The sequence below is a fragment of the Campylobacter concisus UNSWCS genome, assembly GCF_000466685.1.
In the GTDB taxonomy this organism is placed as follows: domain Bacteria; phylum Campylobacterota; class Campylobacteria; order Campylobacterales; family Campylobacteraceae; genus Campylobacter_A; species Campylobacter_A concisus_A.
Genome location: NZ_ANNG01000154.1, coordinates 1 through 285, shown reverse-complemented (window position 1 = coordinate 285; position 285 = coordinate 1). Strand labels below are relative to the sequence as shown.

General features: G+C 34.4%; 1 protein-coding gene. It reads left to right on the top strand.

Annotated features, from left to right (window positions below; genetic code table 11):
* The coding region (locus tag UNSWCS_RS12250; protein WP_035144298.1) for a hypothetical protein at positions 1–285 on the top strand (285 nt) is incomplete at both ends.

Here is a 285-nt window from a genome sequence, read left to right as displayed (position 1 = left end):
TAACACCATAGATAAATCTAGCACCAATGCAAATTTCTCTAGATCAAGCTCAAATACTATAACTAAACAAACTATCCTCTCATCCATAACAGCAAATGAGCTAAACGTAGAGGTAGGCAAAAACACTCATCTAAAAGGATCACTACTAGCAGCAGGAGAGTATGATAAGGATAATACCTTTATAGATAACCACAACCTAAATTTAAAAACAAACACCCTAAGCTATGAGAACCTATCAAATACAAGCTATGCTAAGGGAACAAACTTTAGTATAGGTGCTAACTA